The 15,874-nt window shown below is 67.5% G+C and carries 17 protein-coding genes; 7 read left to right on the top strand and 10 right to left on the bottom strand.

Features of this window, described 5'->3' with window-relative positions; translation table 11 throughout:
• Window positions 1-96: 96 nt before the first annotated feature.
• The 5 genes from K368_RS0121050 to K368_RS25230 all read left to right on the top strand — a co-directional run bounded on the left by K368_RS0121050 (window position 97) and on the right by K368_RS25230 (window position 3,747).
• Window positions 97-363, top strand: coding sequence for a hypothetical protein (locus tag K368_RS0121050; protein ID WP_027174072.1), 267 nt, complete (start codon window positions 97-99; stop codon window positions 361-363).
• Window positions 364-488: 125 nt separating this feature from the next.
• Complete coding sequence (locus tag K368_RS0121055) at window positions 489-1,625, top strand: Mrp/NBP35 family ATP-binding protein (protein ID WP_027174073.1); 1,137 nt, start codon at window positions 489-491, stop codon at window positions 1,623-1,625.
• Between the two features lie 6 nt (window positions 1,626-1,631).
• Window positions 1,632-2,240: a molybdenum cofactor guanylyltransferase MobA gene (gene mobA, locus K368_RS0121060; RefSeq protein WP_027174074.1), complete on the top strand. Its 609-nt coding sequence runs from the start codon at window positions 1,632-1,634 to the stop codon at window positions 2,238-2,240.
• 256 nt (window positions 2,241-2,496) lie between these two features.
• Window positions 2,497-2,736, top strand: coding sequence for a hypothetical protein (locus K368_RS0121065; protein WP_027174075.1), 240 nt, complete (start codon window positions 2,497-2,499; stop codon window positions 2,734-2,736).
• Between the two features lie 264 nt (window positions 2,737-3,000).
• Window positions 3,001-3,747, top strand: a complete 747-nt coding sequence (locus K368_RS25230) for a L,D-transpeptidase (protein WP_081739632.1) — start codon at window positions 3,001-3,003, stop codon at window positions 3,745-3,747.
• A 44-nt stretch (window positions 3,748-3,791) separates the two neighbouring features.
• Here the strand turns inward: K368_RS25230 and K368_RS25235 are convergent, their stop codons facing one another.
• From K368_RS25235 to gyrA, 7 genes are all read right to left on the bottom strand, one after another.
• Window positions 3,792-4,880: a GSU2403 family nucleotidyltransferase fold protein gene (locus K368_RS25235; protein WP_051439950.1), complete on the bottom strand. Its 1,089-nt coding sequence runs from the start codon at window positions 4,878-4,880 to the stop codon at window positions 3,792-3,794.
• A 128-nt stretch (window positions 4,881-5,008) separates the two neighbouring features.
• Window positions 5,009-5,467 carry a peptidylprolyl isomerase gene (locus K368_RS0121080; protein WP_027174076.1) on the bottom strand — a complete coding sequence of 153 codons (459 nt, stop codon included), beginning with the start codon at window positions 5,465-5,467 and terminating at the stop codon, window positions 5,009-5,011.
• A 3-nt stretch (window positions 5,468-5,470) separates the two neighbouring features.
• Window positions 5,471-5,971 carry a hypothetical protein gene (locus tag K368_RS0121085; RefSeq protein ID WP_155935264.1) on the bottom strand — a complete coding sequence of 167 codons (501 nt, stop codon included), beginning with the start codon at window positions 5,969-5,971 and terminating at the stop codon, window positions 5,471-5,473.
• A 13-nt stretch (window positions 5,972-5,984) separates the two neighbouring features.
• Entirely contained in the window at window positions 5,985-6,536 is a 552-nt protein-coding gene (locus K368_RS0121090; RefSeq protein ID WP_027174078.1) for a peptidylprolyl isomerase, read from the bottom strand.
• A gap of 59 nt (window positions 6,537-6,595) precedes the next feature.
• Complete coding sequence (coaD, locus tag K368_RS0121095; RefSeq protein ID WP_027174079.1) at window positions 6,596-7,096, bottom strand: pantetheine-phosphate adenylyltransferase; 501 nt, start codon at window positions 7,094-7,096, stop codon at window positions 6,596-6,598.
• 195 nt (window positions 7,097-7,291) lie between these two features.
• Window positions 7,292-8,143, bottom strand: a complete 852-nt coding sequence (locus tag K368_RS0121100; RefSeq protein ID WP_027174080.1) for a porin family protein — start codon at window positions 8,141-8,143, stop codon at window positions 7,292-7,294.
• Between the two features lie 200 nt (window positions 8,144-8,343).
• Window positions 8,344-11,100, bottom strand: a complete 2,757-nt coding sequence (gyrA, locus tag K368_RS0121105) for a DNA gyrase subunit A (RefSeq protein ID WP_027174081.1) — start codon at window positions 11,098-11,100, stop codon at window positions 8,344-8,346.
• Between the two features lie 391 nt (window positions 11,101-11,491).
• Between gyrA and K368_RS0121110 the strand changes: the two genes are divergently transcribed.
• Entirely contained in the window at window positions 11,492-12,460 is a 969-nt protein-coding gene (locus K368_RS0121110; RefSeq protein ID WP_036267228.1) for a catalase family peroxidase, read from the top strand.
• A 75-nt stretch (window positions 12,461-12,535) separates the two neighbouring features.
• Here K368_RS0121110 and K368_RS25240 read toward each other — a convergent pair whose 3' ends face one another.
• On the bottom strand, window positions 12,536-12,910 hold the full coding sequence (locus K368_RS25240) for a YciI family protein (protein ID WP_036266571.1): 375 nt from the start codon (window positions 12,908-12,910) through the stop codon (window positions 12,536-12,538).
• Window positions 12,911-13,037: 127 nt separating this feature from the next.
• Between K368_RS25240 and K368_RS0121120 the strand changes: the two genes are divergently transcribed.
• The gene (locus K368_RS0121120; protein WP_027174083.1) at window positions 13,038-13,730 is read left to right on the top strand and encodes a haloacid dehalogenase type II; all 693 of its coding nucleotides are present in this window, start codon (window positions 13,038-13,040) and stop codon (window positions 13,728-13,730) included.
• Window positions 13,731-13,981: 251 nt separating this feature from the next.
• Here K368_RS0121120 and ssb read toward each other — a convergent pair whose 3' ends face one another.
• Together ssb and K368_RS0121130 are read right to left on the bottom strand one after the other, a co-directional pair.
• Window positions 13,982-14,548 carry a single-stranded DNA-binding protein gene (gene ssb / locus K368_RS0121125; protein ID WP_027174084.1) on the bottom strand — a complete coding sequence of 189 codons (567 nt, stop codon included), beginning with the start codon at window positions 14,546-14,548 and terminating at the stop codon, window positions 13,982-13,984.
• Between the two features lie 181 nt (window positions 14,549-14,729).
• Window positions 14,730-15,746, bottom strand: coding sequence for an NADP-dependent oxidoreductase (locus K368_RS0121130; protein WP_027174085.1), 1,017 nt, complete (start codon window positions 15,744-15,746; stop codon window positions 14,730-14,732).
• Window positions 15,747-15,874 lie beyond the last annotated feature (128 nt).

Below are 15,874 nucleotides of genomic sequence, written 5' to 3' on the forward strand. Positions count from 1 at the left end.
GGCTGCACTCACAACGGGCCAGGGGCCGCTTGGTTCAGCCCCGTTCGGAGAAGAGGACGACGATCCTTGGCCATCTCGACTCCTGGAATCATACGTCTGTGTCTGTCCGCTGCCTGCGCGCTCGGCGTCTCTGCGGGAGCGGCCGGGGCCGAAGTCCGCTTCGGCCAGGGCGTGCGAATCGGCGGCCACGATTTCTCCCACCGACGCTACGGCAGCGTCCATGTGGAGCGGGTGAAGCGGCTCCCCGGTCCCCTCGGATGCCGCCATGTCCGCAACGGAACCTACCGGCGCGGCGACGGCTCGGTCGTGCGCGGGCCGATGGAGCGGTGCAACCTCATCGCCATCCCGCCGGGGCGGCGCTGAAACCGTCCGCGTCACGCATATCGGAGGGGTGAGACCGCAAGAGGTCTGGCGTTCTCATGGTCGTCGGTTACATGCAGAGGGGCGTCCGGGCCGCCGTGCCCGCCTGCCTCGCCCGGAGAACCATCTTGGCCATTACTCGCGACGACGTGCTCAAGGCGCTGTCCGCCGTCACCGTCGATGACGGCGGGACCACGCTGCCCGCATCGGGCCGCCTGTCCCAGGTCGTGGTCGATCCCACGAACCGGGTCATGTTCTCGATCCTGATCGACCCGAGCGAGGCGGAGCGCTTCGAGCCGGTCCGGCGCAAGGCCGAGGGCACCGTCCTGGCGATGGCGGGCGTCTCCGGCGTGTTCGCGAGCCTCACCTCGGAGCGTGGCCCGAATCAGCCCGCCCCGCCGGCGCAGGCGGCGGTGCCGCAACCGCCCCAGCCGGGACGGCCCGCGCCGCCCCGCACCGGCCCTGCCTTGCCCGGCGTCCGCCACATCGTGGCCGTCGCCTCCGGCAAGGGCGGCGTCGGCAAGTCCACCACCGCCTGCAACCTCGCCCTCGCCCTGGCGGCGCAGGGGCTGAAGGTCGGGCTGCTCGATGCCGACATCTACGGCCCCTCGGTGCCCAAGCTCTTCGGCCTCTCCGGCAAGCCGAAGGTGATCGAGGAGCGCCTGCTCGCGCCGATGGACGGCTACGGCATCAAGGTGATGTCCATCGGCTTCCTGATCGAGCCCGAGACGGCGATGATCTGGCGCGGCCCGATGGTGCAATCGGCCATCACCCAGATGCTGCGCGAGGTCGCGTGGGGCGAGCTCGACATCCTCGTGGTCGACATGCCGCCCGGTACCGGCGACGCCCAGCTCACCATGGCCCAGGCGACGCCGCTCTCGGGGGCCGTCATCGTCTCGACGCCGCAGGACCTGGCGCTGATCGATGCGCGGCGCGGGGTCACGATGTTCCGCAAGGTCTCGGTGCCGATCCTCGGCGTCATCGAGAACATGGCGACCTTCATCTGCCCGAATTGCGGCCATGCCTCCCACATCTTCGGCCATGGCGGCGCCCGCGAGGAGGCTGCGCGGCTCGACGTGCCGTTCCTCGGCGAGATCCCCCTCGACATGACCATCCGCGAGACCTCCGATTCCGGGCGTCCCGTGGTGGCCGTGGACCCGGATGGGCCGCACGCGAAGGTCTATCGCGGCATCGCCGCGCAGCTCTGGGCCAACCTCACCGGCGGGCCGGCCCCGCGTGCCGCGCCGCGCATCGTCATCGAGTAGCCCGGCGTGGCGCCCATCCTCGGGGTGATCCTGGCCGGCGGCCTGTCCCGCCGCATGGGCGGCGGCGACAAGCCGTTGAGAATCCTGGCGGGGCGCACCCTCCTCCACCGCGTGGTGGAGCGGTTCACGCCGCAATGCGGTCTGGGCGTCATCCTCAACGCCAATGGCGACCCGGCCCGGTTCGCCGGGTTCCCCGGCCCGATCGTGCCGGACGGGGTGCCCGACCATCCGGGGCCGCTGGCCGGCATCCTCGCCGCCCTCGATCATGCGGCCGCTCAGCACCCCTCCGCGACGCATGTGGCCAGCGTCACCGGCGATGCGCCGTTCCTGCCGCATGACCTGGTGGAACGGCTGGCGGCGGAGGGGGACGGCGCGCCCATCGCCATGGCCTCCTCGGCCGGGCGAGAGCATTTTGCCGTGGCGCTCTGGGCTCTGTCCCTGCGCGGGGATCTTCGCACGACCCTGGTGGAACGCGGCGAGCGCCGCGTCGGCGCCTTCCTGGCGCGGCACGGCGCCGCGGCCGTGGACTGGCCGGCGAAACCGGTCGACCCGTTCCTGAACATCAATACGCCGGAGGATCTGGCGATGGCGGAGGCTTTTCTGGAAACCTCCTGATCGGATTTCGGGCGTCGGACGATGGCGGAGGTCCGACGCGAGGTCGGTGCCCGGGAAACGGCACGCGATTGCAGGATCTTCGAAGACGACGATGCGGTATGGAGCGTCCGATCGACGAATGTCCGAAAACATACCTAAGTTAATATGTGCTTTTCTCGGTGCGGCGCTCTAAGTTAGGGTGATCGCGGCTCTGACCTCGGCCTTCCGCGCTTGAGAGACAGATGTGTGCTCCCGCCTTCGATGCGTGGAGAGACCTGTGCCCGTTTACTATTTCGACATCAACGATGGTCGTAACGAGCGGGACGAAGAAGGCGTCTACTGCGCCGACCTGCAGGCCGCCGTGCTCCAGGCCAAGAAGTCGCTGCCCACCATCGCCGCCGACGAAGTGCCCAAGGATGGCGAACGCCAGGCGATCACCGTGTTGGTGACGGACGAGGACGGCAAAGCCGTCTATCTGGCGGCGCTCGCCTTTACGGGGACATGGCTGATTCGATAGCGTTGACTCCGGGTGGGCTCGGAGCCTTTGGCCTCGCTCGAGTTCGATGGCGTCAGTCGCTTGCCGCTCGGAAACTGAGTCACGGGCGCGATCGCGCATGTGAAGCCGTGGCGCTCCGGGTCGTGTCCCTGCGCGGCGATCTCCCCGCTTCCCTTTTCGAGCGCGACACGGCGCCGACGTGAATCGGCCATACCCGAGGCCAAGCTTGGCCGTAAATTCGACGTGGATGGGATCAAACCTGAGCGACCTCACTCGGCAGCGACCATGATCCTCCCCTTCTCGTCGATCCGCCTCATCCTCACGAAGGCGACGATCCTCCTCGTCCTCGGCGGCTGTATCGCGGGACCGGGTATCGACGTGAATCTCGCCGGGAGGCGGTCCGATGACGCTCCGCCCACCGGCTATGCCGCCCTGGTGTCGGAACCCTTCCCGGTGGAGGCGGTGGATACGGCGCGGATCGACCCGGCCTATCTGCGGCGCGAGATCGACTACGTCACGGCGGAGCCGGTCGGCACGATCGTGGTCGATACGGCGGCTCGCTACCTGTACCTGGTCGAACCCGGCGGACGTGCACGACGCTACGGTGTCGGTGTCGGCGCCGAGGGAATGACCTGGTCCGGCGTCGCGCGGGTCGGTGCGAAGCAGGAATGGCCGGATTGGTATCCGACCCGGGAGATGATCGCCCGGCGCCCCGATATCGTGGGGATGCTGTCACCGCTCCGGAGCGGCCGGGGCATTGCCGGCGGCAAGGCCAACCCGGTCGGCGCGCGCGGGCTCTATCTCTGGCGCGACGGTAAGGACACGCTTTACCGGATCCACGGCACCCTCGAACCCTATACGATTGGCCAGGCCGTATCGTCGGGCTGCATTCGGATGGTCGACCAGGACGTCATCGACCTCTACGCCCGCGTCGCGATCGGCACGAAGGTGGTGGTCCTGCCCGCGGGCCCCGGGACCGGAGGGACCGAGACGGCTGGCGGGCCTAGCGACGGGATGGGTGAGGCGGGATAGAACGAGATCTGGGACGCGACCCGGAGAGACCTTTGCGCGGGCCGCTACGGGAGGGACGCGGGAAACCCGACCCGCGTCGGCTCGTAGCCCAGCATCCCGCCATGCGCCCCGACGGCTCCCGCGATGGCGATGCGCGCAGCCTCATCGAGCCGCGCCAGTCCCGTCTCGAGATGACGGCGCCAGGTCGGGCCTCGGTTCCACGCCTCGACCCAGGAGGCCGCCAGGGCGACGGGCTGGTTCCGGGCCAGGGCCTCGATCAGGAAGCCCGCCTGGGTCAGGTCCTTCGCCTGTTTCTCACGCTCGGTCCGCTCGTTCGCCACGATGAGTTTGTGGACGGCGTAGCGCTCTGGAGCCGGCACCGTGACGGAGATCCCGCCGGCATGGAGGAGTGTCGAGCGGACCGGATCCGAGATCAGGAAATCGAGGTAGCGAAGCGGCTGGGCGCTGACACCGCCGAGGGCCGGCATCCAGACGGGCGCACCGGTCACCTCGTCGGAGCCGCGGTTCGAGAGCAGAAACTCGACCCGAAACCCGCTGGCGTTCACGAATGCGCTCGCGCTGTCCGGTCGCGACAGGTTCGGCACCGGACGGAAGCTCGCATCGACGGCCCGGAGTTCCTCCTGGACGGAAGACATGCTCTCCCCGATCGCGATCGAGATGCCGTAATCCTGCGCGAGACCGATGTCGCCGGTCCTGGGAGCCCTCGTCGGGCGCTCTCCGACGAGGCCCGGAAAGGTCTGGAACGCCACCGTGCCCACCAGAACTCCGCGCAGGCGAAAGAAGCCTGCCTGCGCCAGACGTTCGACGACCCGGCCTGTCAGGCCGTCCGCTGCCGGAAAACCGGCGCTGCGCAACATGCGAACCGCGTCGATGCGGGTGCGGTAATCGACCCGCTGGCGGTCGTGGGCCTCGACTCGCCGTGTCGTCTCGGGATCCGCCACCGTGCCGACATAGCGATTGGATTTCGTGCCGGTGGCTGCATCGTAGCCCTGGTAGTACCAGTATTCGCGCGCCTTGATGGTGCGCCTGATGAACTTGCCGTTCTCGGGAAAATCGCGGTCGAACTCCGCATCGGCGCAACGCTGATTGAGATCGGCGAAGACCGTCTGCGCGGCGGCATCGATGGACGGCATGGCTCGCCTCTGCCCGTTACAGGAAAACAGCCATTTTCATGTAACGCGCAGAAGCGAGGTGTCCAAACGAGAAAGGGCGTCCGTGCGGGTGATGCGCGGACGCCCTTGTCATCGATCGCCCGATCGGTTCAGGCGGTGCCGACGGTGGCCTTGACGATCTTGTCCGGCGAGCGCGGGGGCTCGCCCTTGTTGAGGCTGTCCACCACGTCCATGCCTTCGGTCACCTTGCCCCAGACGGTGTATTGCTTGTCGAGGAAGCGGGCATCGCCGAAGCAGAGGAAGAACTGCGAATTGGCCGAATGCGGGAAGTTGGTGCGGGCCATCGAGCAGGTGCCGCGCACATGCGGCTCGTCGTTGAACTCGGCCTTCAGGTCCGGCAGGTCGGAACCGCCAGAGCCGGTGCCCGTCGGGTCGCCGGTCTGGGCCATGAACCCGTCGATGACGCGGTGGAACGGTACGCCATCATAGAATCCCTGCCCGGCCAGAGTCTTGAGGCGCTCGACATGGTTGGGGGCGAGATCCGGGCGCAGCCCGATGACGATGCGGCCCTTGGTGGTTTCGAGGATGATGGTCTCGGTATCGGCCATGGGTCAGACTCCTTGTCCCTTGGGACCTTGGTAGATGAATCGCAGGGCGATGGGACGCCCCGCGATGGCGGCGCCGAGCGCCGGCGTGATCGCGACCGGCGTGCAGCGCCGGATCGCGTCGAGGGTTGAGCGGGTCAGGATGTCCCTGCCGCGCTGATCGGCATTCTGCATCGAGAAGGTGATGCGAGGCTCGCCGATGACGGACCCGTCGCGGCGCAAGGCGAAGCGGGCGGTGATTTCGGTGCGCGGAAAACCGGCGAGGCCTTGCGGGACCTCCCAGCAGGCGGCGAGCCTCGGATAGAGCTCCTGGAGCGTATCGGCCGGGCCAGCGGCGATGCCGCCCTCCGGCGCCTGCACCGTGGACCGCAGGGCCTCGGGCGGCGTCAGCGACAGGCCTGCACCGGCGATGGCGACCGCGGAAAAGGGCGCTCCGAACGCGATGGCGACCGCCGACGCAACGACGGCGAGGCGCGTCGGGCGCCTCACTGTCGCGCTTCCGGTCATTTCGCGCCTCGGGTCATTTTGCGCCTTGGGCCATCTGCATCTTCACGATCTTGTCCGGGTTCTGGACTGCGCCGCCGGGAGCGCCGGGGGCCGCCTTCTTGATCTTGTCCACGGCTTCCATGCCCGAGGAGACCAGCCCGATCACGGTGTACTGGCCGTTCAGGAACGGCGCATCGCCGAGACAGATGAAGAACTGCGAGTTCGCCGAGTTCGGATCGGACGAGCGGGCCATGCCGAGGGTGCCGCGGCGGAACGGGGATTGCGAGAACTCGGCCGGGATGTTCGGCAGGGACGAGCCGCCGGTGCCGTTGCCCTTCGGGTCGCCGGTCTGGGCCATGAAGCCGTCCATGACCCGGTGGAACTTCAACCCGTCGTAGAAGCCCTTCTTGATGAGGGTCTTGAGCTGGGCCACGTGCTGCGGCGCGAGGTCCGGTCGCAGCTCGATGGTGACGCGGCCATCCTTGGTGTCGAGATAGACCGTGTTGTCGTCGGCGGCCTGCGCCATGGGCGACAGGCCGATCATGGCGGCAAGCGCCAGGGACAGGAAGGCGGTCCGACGATGGATGGTCCGATGAGTCATGGGTAGGCGGTCTCCGGTCCGTTGAAGATGGTGAGTGAAGGGGATCAGGCTTTCGCGAACCGCGCGGCGAGCCGTTCGGCCACGAGGGGCGGGACGAAGGGCGAGACATCGCCTCCCATGGCCGCGATCTGCCGCACCAGGGTGGCGGTGATCGGGCGTACGCCGGTGGAGGCGGGCAGGAACACCGTCTGCACTTCGGGCGCCATGGCGCCGTTCATGCCGGCGAGCTGCATCTCGTAGTCGAGATCCGTGCCGTCGCGCAGGCCGCGGATGAAGATGCTCGCGCCCGAGCGCCGTGCCGCCGACACCGCCAGATCGTCGAAGGTGACGATGTCGAGGCCGGTCCCCTCGGCCTCCGCGAGCGGCGCGCAGGTCGCCCGCAGGAGGTGGGCCCGCTCTTCCGGCGAGAACATGGGGGCCTTGCCCGGATGCACGCCGATGGCGATCACGAGGTGCTGAACGAGACGGCACGCCTGACGGATGACGTCGAGGTGTCCGTTCGTGACCGGGTCGAAGGAGCCGGCGTAGAGCGCGGTGCGGATCATTACCCGTGGGCGTAGAGCATTTCGCCTCGAAACGGAACCGCTCGGCGCATCCCATCGCGGTAGCGGTCCGCCCCGGCGCCCCGGCGCGGCACGAAAAAGGGCGGAGGCCCCAAAGGAGCGCCCGCCCGAAGTTTCGGTCTGCGAAGTCTAGTGTCTCGGACGTCCGGATGACGCGGGGCTGAGCCCCACGAGATCCTAGTAGCTGCCGAACTTGTAGTTCAGCCCGGCGCGAGCGATGGCGCCCTCAGTCTTGAAGACTGCGTTGTAGCCGATGCCCGGACCGCCGGTGGAGGCGACGAGGAGGTTGCGGCTGCCGAGATCGTAGCGGAGGTATTCGGCCTTCAGCGTGACGGCGCTGGAACGGAAGAAGTTCAGGAACGAATCGGTGGGAAGGGCATATTCGATGCCGCCGCCATAGGCGTAACCGGTCTCCATGGTGGAGCGCGCACCGGCATAGGTCACCGGCGAGCCGGTCTGGAAGCTGACGCTCTGCTCGATGCCGCCATAGGCGAAACCGCCCGTGCCGTAGACCATGACCTTGTCGAAGGCGTAGCCGACGCGGCCGCGCACCGTGCCGAGATACTGCAGATCGGACCGGTACGTGTTCGTCAGCGTGGAGGGCAACGCCGTGCGGGTCGCCACGTTCACGCGGCTGGTCTCGAGATCCGTGTACTGGGCATCCGCCTCGATGCCGATCACGATGCCGTTGCCCGGCGTCAGCTGGTAGTTGTAGCCGATCTGTGCGCCGGCGGAGAACCCTTCCTGGGGCAGCTTGAGGGCCGCGGGACGCAGGCGATTGTCGACATTGCCCTGGAGGTTCGCGGCATTCGGAGCGCCGGAATTGAGGTTGTTGATACCCGTGGTGCGAACGGTATCGCTCTCGGTATAGGCGTAGCCGGCGTTGATACCGAAATAGAACCCCGTCCAGGCGAAGACGGGGACCGGCACGAAGACCGGCGCCTCGGCGCGGCGGGGAAGGTCCGCGGCGGAGGCGGCGCCAGCGGCCAGGATCGTGGCCGCACCGGCGAGGAGGAGGGACTTGAACACGGCTGAAATCCTGGGGCGAGCGATCTGTCTCTGAACCGGAACTTAGCCGTGCGGACGGAGGCCCGATATCACCCGATAGCAACACTGAAGATCAGTGCAGAACAAGACGATGCCGGCCAAGTCATACGACTTGGCCGGCATTTTAATCCTGAGTAACGGAAGTTTTTTAACCAATAAGCCCGGCGCCCAAGAGGCTCGGTTCAGACGGCATCGCCGGCGGGCTCGGTCCCCGACGCATCCCCGCCATCGTCCTCCCCTTCGCCCTCGCCTTCGATATGCTCCACCGAGACCACGCGCTCGGTCTTCTCGGTGTTGAACACCGTGACGCCCTGCGAGGCGCGGCCGACGATGCGGATATCGTCCACCGGTACGCGGATCAGCTGGCCGGCATTGGTCACCAGCATGATCTGGTCGGCGGGCTGCACCGGGAAGGAGGCGACGAGGCTGCCGTTGCGCGGATTGACCCGCATGGCGGTGATGCCCTTGCCGCCGCGACCGGAGATTCGATACTCGAACGACGAGCTGCGCTTGCCGTAGCCGCGCTCGGAGAGGGTGAGCACGAATTGCTGGGCGGCCCCCATCTCGGCGTAGCGCTCCTGCGAGAGGAGCGGCGCATCCGTCGCGATGTCCTCGGAATCCGCATCGCCGCCCTCGGTATCGCCGATCACGGCCCGCTGCATCTTCAGGAACGCGCCCCGCTCGTCGGGGGTCGCGTCGAAGCTGTTGAGGATCGTCATCGAGATGACGCGGTCGTCCTTGGCGAGTGTGATGCCGCGCACGCCGGTGGAATCGCGGCCCTTGAAGACGCGGACGTCCTCCACCGGGAAGCGGATGCACTGGCCGGCCTGCGTGGTGAGCAGGACGTTCTGGTCGGCGCGGCAGATCTCCACGTGGACGATGTGGTCGCCTTCGTCGAGCTTCATGGCGATCTTGCCGGCGCGGTTAACCTGCACGAAGTCGGACAGCTTGTTGCGCCTCACCCCGCCGCTGGCGGTGGCGAACATCACGTCCAGGGTCTCCCAGGACGCCTCGTCCTCGGGCAGCGGCATGATCGTGGTGATCCGCTCCGTGCCCGCATCCATGGAGAGGATGTTCACGAGTGCCTTGCCGCGCGCGTTGGGGGCGGCCATCGGCAGGCGCCAGACCTTCTCCTTGTAGACCTGGCCCATGTTGGAGAAGAACAGGATCGGCGTGTGGGTGTTGGCCACGAACAGGCGGGTGACGAAATCCTCGTCGCGGGTCGACATGCCCGAGCGGCCCTTGCCGCCCCGGCGCTGGGCCCGGTAGGTCGAGAGCGGCACGCGCTTGACGTAGCCGGCATGGGACACGGTGACGACCATGTCCTCGCGCTGGATCAGGTCCTCGTCCTCGACGTTGGAATCCCAGTCGAGGATCATGGTCTTGCGCGGCGTGGCATAGGCCTCGCGGACCTCGGTCAGCTCATCCTTGACGATGGTCATGATGCGCAGGCGCGAGCGCAGGATGTCGAGGTAGTCGGCGATCTCGTCGGCGAGCTTCTGGAGTTCGTCGCCGATCTCGTCGCGGCCCAGAGCCGTGAGGCGCTGCAGGCGCAGGTCGAGGATGGCGCGGGCCTGGATCTCGGAGAGGCGGTAATTGCCTTCTGCGTCCACGCGGTGGCGCGGGTCGTCGACGAGGGCGATGAGCGGCGCGATGTCGAGGGCCGGCCAGACGCGGCCCATCAGCGCCTCGCGGGCAGTGTTCGGATCGGGCGAGGTGCGGATGAGGCGGATGACCTCGTCGATGTTGGCTACCGCGATGGCGAGGCCGCACAAGACGTGGGCGCGCTCGCGGGCCTTGCCGAGGAGGAACTTGGTCCTGCGCGAGACGACTTCCTCGCGAAAATCCACGAAGGCCGTCAGCAGGTCCTTCAGGTTCATCAGCTCGGGGCGGCCGCCGTTGAGCGCCACCATGTTGCAGCCGAACGAGCTCTGCAGCGGCGTGAAGCGGTAGAGCTGGTTCAGCACCACGTCGGCCATGGAATCGCGCTTGATCTCGATGACGATGCGCATGCCGTCGCGGTCGGATTCGTCGCGCAGGTCCGAGATGCCCTCGACGCGCTTCTCCTTCACCAGCTCGGCGATCTTCTCCATGAGAGTCGCCTTGTTCACCTGATATGGGATCTCGGTGAAGATCAGCGCCTCGCGCTCCTTGCGCAACTCCTCCACGTGGGACTTCGCCCGCATGATGACCGAGCCGCGGCCCGTGGCGTAGGCCTGCCGCACCCCGGCGCGGCCGAGGATCGAGCCGCCGGTGGGGAAGTCCGGGCCGGGGACGTATTCGGTGAGCTGCTCGATGGTCAGGCCCGGATCGTCGATGAGGGCGATGCAGGCGTCGATGAGCTCGCCGAGATTGTGCGGCGGGATGTTGGTGGCCATGCCCACCGCGATGCCGCCGGCCCCGTTCACGAGGAGGTTGGGGAAGCGCGCCGGGAGCACCTTCGGCTCCTCGCGCGACTCGTCGTAGTTCGGCTGGAAGTCGACGGTGTTCTTGTCGATATCGGCGAGCAGCGCGTTGGCGGGCTTGGCCAGGCGCGACTCGGTGTAGCGCATGGCCGCCGGCGGATCGCCGTCCACGGAGCCGAAATTGCCCTGCCCGTCGATGAGCATGAGCCGCATCGAGAAGTCCTGGGCCATGCGGACCAAGGCGTCGTAGATCGATTGGTCGCCATGCGGATGGTAGAGACCGATCACGTCGCCGACGATGCGGGCCGACTTGACGTATTTGCGCTCGGGCAGGTGCCCGCTCTCATAGGCCGAGTAGAGGATGCGCCGGTGCACCGGCTTCAGGCCGTCCCGCGCGTCGGGCAGCGCCCGGCTCACGATCACGCTCATGGCGTAATCGAGATAGGAGCGGCGCATCTCGTCGGTGATGGAAACGGGCTTGATGTCCGAGGCGGGCGGCGTCGCGCCGGCGCCGGTATCGTCTTTCTCTGCCAAGGTCTTCGATCTCTGCCTGTGACGGGTCCGGCGGGCCGGGGCCGCATGGAGCGCCGGGCGCATGGGAATGTGGGGAGCGGGGCGTTCCGCGCGGCCTCGAAAAGGCCGGCCGCGTCACGTCCTGGCTCGGGCCTTCTCCATACGCCATCCGATGCCGCCGCGCCACCGCCGGACACGTCGCGACCACATCGACAAATCCCATGCGCCGCAAGCGCTTACCGCGTCCGATCCGAGATGCCCTGAACGATCTCCGTCGCCTGCCGGTGTCCGTCTGCGATCGAGGGAGCGGCGTCGCGGTGTAATCCTTGAGTCGTAGTGCCGACTTCAAAGTCGCCCATGAAGGAAAAACCGCGTGGCTGCCAGATATCGCAATCGGACGTTCGGCTTGGCGATGGCATTGCCGCTAGCCTTGATCGCTATCATTGGCGTGAGAACTTCGCGGGCCGATGAAGGCACCACCGCCGAACAGATCGTTGCTGCCATGAAGACGTTGTGGGGAAGTCAAGAAGGCTTTCGCGCCAATCACGCCAAGGGCGTCGTTGTCACTGGAAGCTTCGTCGCGACACCCCAGGGCCCCGGTTTGAGCAAGGCCTCCCTGTTCGACGGGGAGCCGGTGCCGGTGACGGTGCGCTTCTCGGATTCCACTGGGCTGCCGAAGATTCCCGACGGGGCCGATCTGGCCAACCCGCATGGGATGTCGATGAAGTTCGTCCTCGCCGACGGGGTCGAGATGGACGTGGTGACGAATCCCCTCGCGTTCTTCCCCGTGGCCACCGGCGAGGAGTTCCTGGCGCTTCTCACCGCCATCGCGCAGACGAAGCCGGAAGCGCAAAAGCCCACGCCCGTGGAGCGCTTCATGGCCGAGCACCCTGCGGCGCCCAAGGCTTTCGCCAGCGTTCAGACCCCTTCGAGCTTTGCCCGCGAGACCTATCACGGCGTCGACGCCTTCCTGTTCGTCGATGCCGGGGGCAAGCGCCAGCCGTTCCGGTTCCGCTTCGTCCCCGCCGCCAGCCCGGACTACCTGTTCCCCGACGACGCGGCCAAGCGGGGGCCGAATTACCTGAGGGCCGAATTGCCCGCCGCCCTTGCCACGGCACCGGTCGTGTTCACCATACAGGCCCAGCTGGCCAATCCCGGGGACCAGACCAGGGATCCGAGCCAGCCCTGGCCGGAAGACCGCAAGGTCGTCACCCTGGGCACGATCACCCTCGACCGGGCGGTGGCCGACAGTGCCGCGGCGGAGAAGGCGTTGGTGTTCCTGCCCAGCAATCTTGCCGATGGGATCGAGGTCTCGGATGACCCGCTGATCGACGCCCGCAACCAAGCCTATGCCGTATCCTTCGGCAAACGCTTGCAATAGGCGCCGCCCGACCCCTCCGCCTCGCTCCGGGTGTCCGGTAAAGGTGGACTCGGAGCGCCGTGCTGCCCACTTCCCTCACCCCGCCGCGATGCCGGCGAAATCGGACATCTCGTAGAGCGGCCGGATCTCGATCTCGCTCGGGCCGGGCATCGGATTGGGACAGCGCTTCACCCAGTCCAGCGCTTCCTCCATGTCCTTGACCTGCCAGAGCCAGAAGCCGGCGACCAGTTCCCCGGTAGAGGCGAAGGGACCGTCGCTGACGCTGCGGGTGGCGCCGTCGAAGGCGACCCGTTTGCCCTTGGCCGATGGGTGCAGGCCCTCCCCGGCGAGCAGGATGCCGGCCTTGGCGAGTTCCCCGTTGAATTCGCCCATGGCGGTGAGCAGTTCGAAGGACGGCATGATCCCCGCCTCGCTGTCCGTTGTCGCCTTGACCAGAACCATGACGCGCATCGATTCCCCTCCCCTGCTCGATCGAGCCCATGGAAGCACACAGATGCGGTTCGTGTGAACTCACCGACGGTGGGGACGGTTACCCGACGTCATCGATTCCGCCGCACCCATCGACAGGGGCACCGTCATGCTCACTCGCCCGAAGGCCGTGGCCTTCGACATCATCGGCACCGTGTTCAGCATGGAGCCGATGCGGCCCGCGCTGGTGGCGATGGGCCTGCCGCCGCTTGCCCTGGACTTCCTCTACACCGCCGGGTTGCGGGACACGTTCGCCCTGGCGGCGACCGGCACCTTCGCGCCCTTCCAGTCCGTGCTGTCGGGGTGTCTCGACGAGGTGCTCGCCATGCACGGCCTCGCCGCCTCGTCGGAGGACAAGGCGGCTTTGCTCGCCATGATGAAGGCCCTTCCCCCGCACGAGGACGCCAAAACCGCGTTCCAGCGTCTCGCGGACGCCGGCATCAGGGTCTTCGCCCTGAGCAACGGCGCGGCCGCGACGACGGAGGGATTGCTCGCTGCGGCAGGGATGGCGGGGCTCGTGGAGCGGGTTCTCTCCGTCGAGGAAGTGAAGCTGTCGAAGCCGCGCGCCGAGGTCTACCACCATGCGGCACGGGCCGCCGGAATCGCCCCGGGCGAGATGGCTTTGATCGCAACCCACCCGTGGGACCTGCACGGCGCCAAGATCGCCGGCCTCATGACCGGCTACGTTGCTCGTGGAGTGCCGTACTCACCTGCCTTGCAGGCGCCGGATCTCACCGGGGAAACCCTCTTGGATGTCGCCTCGGGGATGGCGCGGGTCTCGACTTTACAGCCCGATGCCTGATCCCCGAACGTCTCGGTGGCACCTGCCGGTCAGCTCCGTGAGCGACCAATTGCATTCACCAGTCTGCTCGATGGCTGCTCCCTCTGCCTGAGAGGGTTCGTCGTGAGGCGCGACGGGCTCCCTCTCCTTCCAGGAGAGGGGACCCGTGGTGCCCACCGGATGTGTAAACATCGCAGCCGTGACCGGACGGGTGGTGGCCGATACACTATCCGTCCCGCCAGTTGGATGCGGATGACCGCAACGGTAAATGTCTAGAACGGAATATCGTCGTCGAGGTCGTAGTTGGGCTTCGACGAAGCTGCCGCCGGACGACGTTCTCCGCCGGAGGAGCGGGCACCGCCATACTCTCCGCCGCGATCGCCGCCCCTGTCGCCGCCGCGATCCCCGCCACGGCCGCCGCCGTAATCGCCGCCACGGCTGATCTGGCCGCCGCCCTCGTCGTCGGCGCCCATCTCTCCGCCGCCGCTGCGGCCGTCGAGGAGGGTGAGTTCACCGCGGAAACGCTGGAGCACCACCTCGGTGGTGTACTTCTCGACGCCGGACTGGTCCGCCCATTTCCGGGTCTGGAGCTGGCCCTCGATATAGACCTTCGAGCCCTTGCGCAGGTACTGCTCGGCCACCCGCGCCAGGTTCTCGTTGTAGATCACGACCGCGTGCCACTCGGTCTTTTCCTTGCGCTCGCCCGACGCCTTGTCCTTCCAGGATTCGGACGTGGCGATGCGCAAGTTGACCACGGGGTCGCCGGAGGCGAGGCGCCGGGTCTCGGGGTCGCGCCCGAGATTGCCCACCAAAATCACCTTGTTGACGCTGCCGGCCATGCCGCTCTCCTCTCGATCGATCTCACTGACGGAAAGGGCCTCACACGCCGTCCGTCCCGTTCGCCCTTCATGAACTTCGGACAGTCGGCCCGCAATCAGGGGGGCGGATTTGTCCCCACCGATCACAGACCGATGTTCTATATTTGTTCGTTTTGGTGCGCAAGGATCGCGCGTCTGGCGCTCACGCGATCCGCACCAGCATCTTGCCGAAATTGCGCCCCTTCAATAGTCCGATGAAGGCCTCCGGCGCCGCCTCCAGGCCATCGACGATGTCTTCCCGATGCTGGATGCGCCCCTCCCTCAGCCAGGTTCCGACCTCACTCAGGAACTCCCCCTCCTGCTCGGCGAAATCCCACACGATGAAGCCGCGCAGGGTCAGGCGCTTGGTCAGGATGGCGCGCATGACGACGGGGCTGCGGTCCGGCCCCGGCGGCAATTCGGTGAGGCTGTAGCCGGAGACCAGGCCGCAGACGGGGATGCGGGCGAAGTCGTTGAGGAGCGGCAGCACGGCGTCGAAGACCGCGCCGCCGACATTCTCGAAATAGACGTCGATCCCGTCGGGGCAGGCGGCGGCAAGCGCGCCGGGCAGATCGTCGGTACGATGATCCACCGCCGCGTCGAAGCCGAGCACCTCGGTGAGGTAGGCGCATTTCTCCGGTCCCCCGGCGACGCCGACGGCGCGCGCACCCTTCAGCTTCGCGATCTGGCCGACGAGGGAGCCCACCGGCCCGGCGGCAGCGGCGACCACCACGGTCTCCCCCGCCTTCGGCTGCCCGATGGTGAGGAGGCCGGTATAGGCCGTCATGCCCGGCATTCCGAGGACGCCGAGGGCCGTGCTGACGGGTGCGGCCTCTGGATCGAGCTTGCGCAGGCCGCGGCCATCGGAGACGGCGAAATCCTGCCAGCCGCCGAAGGCGGTGACCATGTCGCCCTCGCGAAAATCCGGATGCCGCGAGGCCGCGACCTCCGACACAGTGGCCCCGACCATGGTCGCGCCGATGGCGACGGGCTCGGCATAGGATTTCGCCGCGCTCATCCGCCCGCGCATGTAGGGATCGAGGGAGAGGATGCGGTTGCGCAGCAGCACTTCGCCCTCCCCCGGCGTCGGCGTGCGGCTCTCCTCGAGCCGGAAATGCGCGGCGGTCGGCTCTCCGTGCGGACGGGAGGCGAGGACGATGCTGCGGTTCACGGCGACCATGATCTGACGCTCCGGTTGACAGGAAGGATCTTCTGGACGGGCGTTCCAGCCTCAGGGGACATGTCGACAAGGCCGATCGGGCGCCGGTGTTCCACCGACGAGACCCAGGCACCGCCTGCGCCCAGCCG

The organism is Methylobacterium sp. 10, from assembly GCF_000519085.1.
In the GTDB taxonomy this organism is placed as follows: Bacteria; Pseudomonadota; Alphaproteobacteria; order Rhizobiales; family Beijerinckiaceae; genus Methylobacterium.

Coding starts and splice junctions, on each gene's coding strand:
- K368_RS0121110 (WP_036267228.1), top strand. CDS start 11,492: ATGGCATTGCCGCTAGCCTTGATCGCTATCATTGGCGTGAGAACTTCG.
- coaD (WP_027174079.1), bottom strand. CDS start 7,096: ATGATCCGCACCGCGCTCTACGCCGGCTCCTTCGACCCGGTCACGAAC.
- K368_RS0121080 (WP_027174076.1), bottom strand. CDS start 5,467: ATGGCCGATACCGAGACCATCATCCTCGAAACCACCAAGGGCCGCATC.
- K368_RS25235 (WP_051439950.1), bottom strand. CDS start 4,880: ATGCCGTCCATCGATGCCGCCGCGCAGACGGTCTTCGCCGATCTCAAT.
- K368_RS0121130 (WP_027174085.1), bottom strand. CDS start 15,746: ATGGTCGCCGTGAACCGCAGCATCGTCCTCGCCTCCCGTCCGCACGGA.
- ssb (WP_027174084.1), bottom strand. CDS start 14,548: ATGGCCGGCAGCGTCAACAAGGTGATTTTGGTGGGCAATCTCGGGCGC.
- K368_RS0121120 (WP_027174083.1), top strand. CDS start 13,038: ATGCTCACTCGCCCGAAGGCCGTGGCCTTCGACATCATCGGCACCGTG.
- K368_RS25230 (WP_081739632.1), top strand. CDS start 3,001: ATGATCCTCCCCTTCTCGTCGATCCGCCTCATCCTCACGAAGGCGACG.
- K368_RS0121085 (WP_155935264.1), bottom strand. CDS start 5,971: ATGACCGGAAGCGCGACAGTGAGGCGCCCGACGCGCCTCGCCGTCGTT.
- K368_RS25240 (WP_036266571.1), bottom strand. CDS start 12,910: ATGCGCGTCATGGTTCTGGTCAAGGCGACAACGGACAGCGAGGCGGGG.